General features: G+C 37.1%; 4 protein-coding genes and 1 pseudogene. 1 reads left to right on the forward strand and 4 read right to left on the reverse strand.

Annotated elements, in window-relative coordinates; genetic code table 11:
• Positions 1 to 185: 185 nt before the first annotated feature.
• The 3 genes from fabF to Q0L68_RS17145 all read right to left on the reverse strand — a co-directional run bounded on the left by fabF (position 186) and on the right by Q0L68_RS17145 (position 2,987).
• Positions 186 to 1,439, reverse strand: coding sequence for a beta-ketoacyl-ACP synthase II (fabF, locus tag Q0L68_RS17135; RefSeq protein WP_296705474.1), 1,254 nt, complete (start codon positions 1,437 to 1,439; stop codon positions 186 to 188).
• Positions 1,440 to 1,526: 87 nt separating this feature from the next.
• The gene (locus tag Q0L68_RS17140; RefSeq protein WP_296705476.1) at positions 1,527 to 1,949 is read right to left on the reverse strand and encodes a hypothetical protein; all 423 of its coding nucleotides are present in this window, start codon (positions 1,947 to 1,949) and stop codon (positions 1,527 to 1,529) included.
• A 75-nt stretch (positions 1,950 to 2,024) separates the two neighbouring features.
• Positions 2,025 to 2,987 carry a zinc-dependent alcohol dehydrogenase family protein gene (locus Q0L68_RS17145; protein WP_296705478.1) on the reverse strand — a complete coding sequence of 321 codons (963 nt, stop codon included), beginning with the start codon at positions 2,985 to 2,987 and terminating at the stop codon, positions 2,025 to 2,027.
• 127 nt (positions 2,988 to 3,114) lie between these two features.
• Here Q0L68_RS17145 and Q0L68_RS17150 point away from each other — a divergent pair, with 127 nt between their 5' ends.
• Positions 3,115 to 3,882, forward strand: coding sequence for a glucose 1-dehydrogenase (locus Q0L68_RS17150; RefSeq protein WP_296705480.1), 768 nt, complete (start codon positions 3,115 to 3,117; stop codon positions 3,880 to 3,882).
• 7 nt (positions 3,883 to 3,889) lie between these two features.
• Here the strand turns inward: Q0L68_RS17150 and Q0L68_RS17155 are convergent.
• Positions 3,890 to 4,247, reverse strand: a pseudogene (locus tag Q0L68_RS17155) (tRNA (guanosine(46)-N7)-methyltransferase TrmB); the annotation flags it as partial.

Raw genomic sequence — 4,247 nt, forward strand, 5'->3', positions numbered from 1 at the left:
ATATGGAAAATCCAGATGAAGTTGAAAAGAAACTGACTGCTGGAGAAGAAAAAGCCAAAGCTGTAGCTAAACCCATTTTAGAGAAAGTTAGGGCAAAGCTTGGTTTTATATAAAAAAGAAAAGCTACTTTTTTCAGGTAGCTTTTACTTTTTAACCTTTGAAAGGAAATTTCCAAAAAGCATTAACTATTTAAATTCCTTAAACACCACAGCTGCATTGTGACCTCCAAATCCAAAAGTATTACTTATTGCAACTTTCACTTTTTTCTCTAATGCATGAAGACAAACAATATCAATATCAGAAGGGATATTTGGATCTAGATTTTCAGTGTTGATAGTTGGGGGAATTACTCCTTCGTTTATTGCTTTGACGCTAAAAATAGCCTCTATTGCACCTGCTGCTCCCAATAAATGTCCTGTCATGGATTTGGTAGCGGAAATGTGGAGATTTGTTTTTTCTCCATTACAAAGCTTGGAAATAGCCTTAGTTTCACTCACATCTCCCAATGGGGTTGAGGTAGCATGAGCATTGACATAATCGACTTCTTTTATTGTCAATCCTGCTTCTTCTAATGCAAATTTCATACACTGATATGCCCCCAATCCTTCTGGATGTGTAGCTGTCATATGAAAAGCATCAGCTGTCATGGCTGCACCGACTACTTCTGCATAGATTTTTGCACCACGCCTTTTTGCATGTTCATATTCTTCCAAAATCAAGGCTGCTGCACCTTCACCCATCACAAACCCATCTCTTTCCACATCAAAGGGTCTTGAAGCTTTTAGATATTCTTCATTTCTAGTTGAAAGAGCTTTTAAAGCACTAAAACCTCCAATAGATGCTTCGCTGATTGGAGCTTCAGAGCCTCCGGTTAAAATCACTTTTGCTTTTCCCCATTTGATATAATTGAAAGCATCCATAATCGCACTATTGGAGGAAGCACATGCAGAAACTGGCGTATAGTTGATTCCCATCATCCCGTATTTCATGGAAATCATTCCTGAGGCCATGTTTCCGAGAAATTTCGGGATAAAAAATGGGTTGAATCTTGGGTTTGAATCATTCTCCACAAATTCTCTCATTTCCTTTTCAAAGGTATTCAAACCACCTTGGCTCGTAGCCCAAATCACACCAGCATCAAATGGAGAGTCCAATTTTGAGATGTCCAAACCTGAGTCTTCCATTGCTTCTACTGCAGTGTAAAGACCATATTGGGTATACAAATCAGATCTTTTAATCTCATTTCGATCTAGCTTTGAACTTGGGTCAAAACCCATTATTTCTGAAGCAAAACGAGTTTTGAATTTTTCGGCATTGAAATAAGAAATTGGAGAAGCTCCGCTTTTTCCATTTTTAGCGCTTTCCCAATTACTATTTACATCTTTACCTAAAGCAGAAAGTGCTCCCAAACCTGTGATGACAACTCTTTTTGAATTCATAATTCAATATAAAATCTTTTGTTTCCTATAAGAAATGCAAAACCCGGCATTTGCCGGGCTTTTAATATATTTATTACCTTTTCAGGATTATCTACTTCTCCAAAGTACTTTCAGTGGATTTCCGTTGATAATCATCAGAAATCTCGCAGGATTAGGAACCAAGACTAAACGAACATCTTGTCTATCAAACTGATCTGATTCGATAGGAACTCCTTCTCTACCTAAAACTTCATAGCTAATGATTCCTCTAGCATCAGGAAGGAGCGGCTTGTATTTATTCGCCAAATAGGCTGTTGGAAGTAAAATATCAGTGTCTGATTTTAAGACAGCGTAAATCTTCTCGAGTTCAGTTTCCAAAACTTCTTCATAATCAGCATTGAAATCATCCTCCAAATCATGAAGTTCTTCTTCCAAATCATCGTATTTGGCGTCACTATAATCCATTTCAGCCAATAGATTTCTCTTTTCTACAATTTCGGTGAGCTCTAAATCCAGCTTATCCCAATTCATTCCTTCTTGTTTTTTGTTTTAGAAAATACAAAGATGGGCATTCCCTCTTTTTAAGAAGAATATTTTCGAAAGAAATTAACTGATAAGAAGAATTTTCCCATTTCGCCCCGCTTTTTCATAGGCTTTTATGGCTTCAGCAAACTCTTTAAGAGGGAATTTTTCGGCAACATCTATTTGAGAAGTTTTATCCGTCAAGAATTGAAAAACTTTCTTAAATGCATCTTTTCTTTCATTCTGCCCCATTTCCTGCATAAGACTTGTTAACCAAAATCCATTAACTCTTAGAGATTTAAAAATCATAAGCCCACTATTCAACGGGATGTTATCTAAGCTTAAACTTCCAAAAATCATCATAAGTCCATCTTTTCTTAATGATGCTAAGGCTTTAGCCCCTAATATACCTCCAACTGCATCAAACACTACGTGGACTCCCCCATCTGTTTTTGAAGGTATAATTTTTTGCAATTTTTCTTTTTCAGAATTAATTACTAGGTCTGCCCCTAGCTTTTCTAAAAACTCTTTTTGAGAATCATGACGTACGGTACACGCGACTTTTATTCCCCTTTCTTTTGCCATCTGAATCGCGAATTTCCCAAAAGCGGAAGCACCTGCAGTTATCAATAACCACTCTCCTCTTTTTAGTCCTGACTTTTCAATCATCAAATAAGCTGTCATTGGGTTCACAACTGCCTGACAAGCTACCTCATCAGGCATTCCTTCAGGAATAGGAATTAAAGTTGATTCTGGAAGTGAAATTAATTCTCTCCAAGTTCCTGTGGTTGAAAAAATAACCCGGGTTCCTTTTGGAAATTTGTCTCCTGAAGACTCAGTTACTCCGCAGGCTTCAAAGCCAGCACTGCTAGGTAATTGAGGTTGAATTCCATATAAGCCCTGGATAAACATAATATCCGATGGATTAATGTTTCGGGCTGTGACACGGATCAAAACTTCATTGGATTTTGGAGTAGGGTCAGGCGACTCTACTAATTTCAGTACTTCCAAAGGCTTTCCAACTTGTTCAAAAATGACTTCTTTCATATTCTTATTTAGTTAATTCTTAAATTCTGTTGATTTTTTTCAATAAAACTATCGATATATTCTTTCAGCCTAACTCCCAAACCCCAAATTTTTATATCTTAAGGCTTATACTTAAATCTCTTAAACTATGGATTTATCTAAGGTTTTCTCTCTCGATGGAAAAGTTGCATTAATTACCGGTGCAAGCAAGGGTATTGGACTTACAATTGCTGAATTTTTTGCTGCTGCAGGAGCAAAAGTAGTCTTAAGTAGTAGGAAGCAAGATAAATTAGATGAAGAGGCAGCTAGATTGAAAGGCATGGGATACGAAGCAATTGGTATTGCTTGTAATGTAGGAAATATGGAGGAGTTGCCCGGTTTAGTGGAAAAAACGATAGAAGTCTATGGGCAATTAGACATCCTAGTAAATAATGCAGGAACCAACCCCGTTTTTGGACCAATACATGAAACTAGTTTAGAGGCCTTTGATAAAATTATGGATGTCAATGTAAAAGCACCCTTTGCCCTTTGCAATTTGTGTTTTCAATATTTAAGAGCATCCTCTTCAGGATCTGTCATAAACATAAGTTCCATTGGAGCAATTTCCCCGGAACCCGGACTTGGTATTTATAGTGTAAGCAAAGCTGCTTTGGTGTCTATGACAAAAGTATTCGCCAAAGAATGGGGAGATTCAAAAATCAGGGTTAATGCAATTTGCCCAGGCATTGTCAAAACTAAATTTTCTGAAGCATTATGGAGCAATGAAAAGATACTTGACTATATGTTAAAACAACTAGCCATTAAACGAATCGGAACCACCGAGGAAATTGCTGCATTGGCGCTGTTTTTAGCTGCTCCAGGATCATCTTACACCACAGGTTCTATCATGACTGCTGACGGAGGCTTTACGATTTAAAAGCTTTCTATAGCTCTTTAAATTTAAATCTCAGGTATTTGATTTTTTCACCTTTTTCAGAAAACATCTTTTCATATCGAGTTTGGATACCAAAGTGATCATCTTTCCATTCTGATTGATAAAAATCATGCGTGAAACCTAACACGTCTATGTCTTCTCTATTCTGAAAAAGTTCTAAGGAATAATCGAAAAGGCCTGTGTTATCCGTCTTGAAGTGAATGATCCCACCTGTTTTAATCAGCGGTTTGTACATTTCCAAAAACCTTGGAGAAGTTAAGCGTCTTTTTTCATCTCCATCCCTCGGAAAAGGATCAGGAAAAGTAATCCAAAGTTCGGAAACTTCTTTTTCTGCAAAAAATCTATCC

It is taken from the genome of Algoriphagus sp. (assembly GCF_024642405.1).
Classification (GTDB): domain Bacteria; phylum Bacteroidota; class Bacteroidia; order Cytophagales; family Cyclobacteriaceae; genus Algoriphagus.

Coding starts and splice junctions, on each gene's coding strand:
- Q0L68_RS17140 (WP_296705476.1), bottom strand. CDS start 1,949: ATGAATTGGGATAAGCTGGATTTAGAGCTCACCGAAATTGTAGAAAAG.
- Q0L68_RS17150 (WP_296705480.1), top strand. CDS start 3,115: ATGGATTTATCTAAGGTTTTCTCTCTCGATGGAAAAGTTGCATTAATT.
- Q0L68_RS17145 (WP_296705478.1), bottom strand. CDS start 2,987: ATGAAAGAAGTCATTTTTGAACAAGTTGGAAAGCCTTTGGAAGTACTG.
- fabF (WP_296705474.1), bottom strand. CDS start 1,439: ATGAATTCAAAAAGAGTTGTCATCACAGGTTTGGGAGCACTTTCTGCT.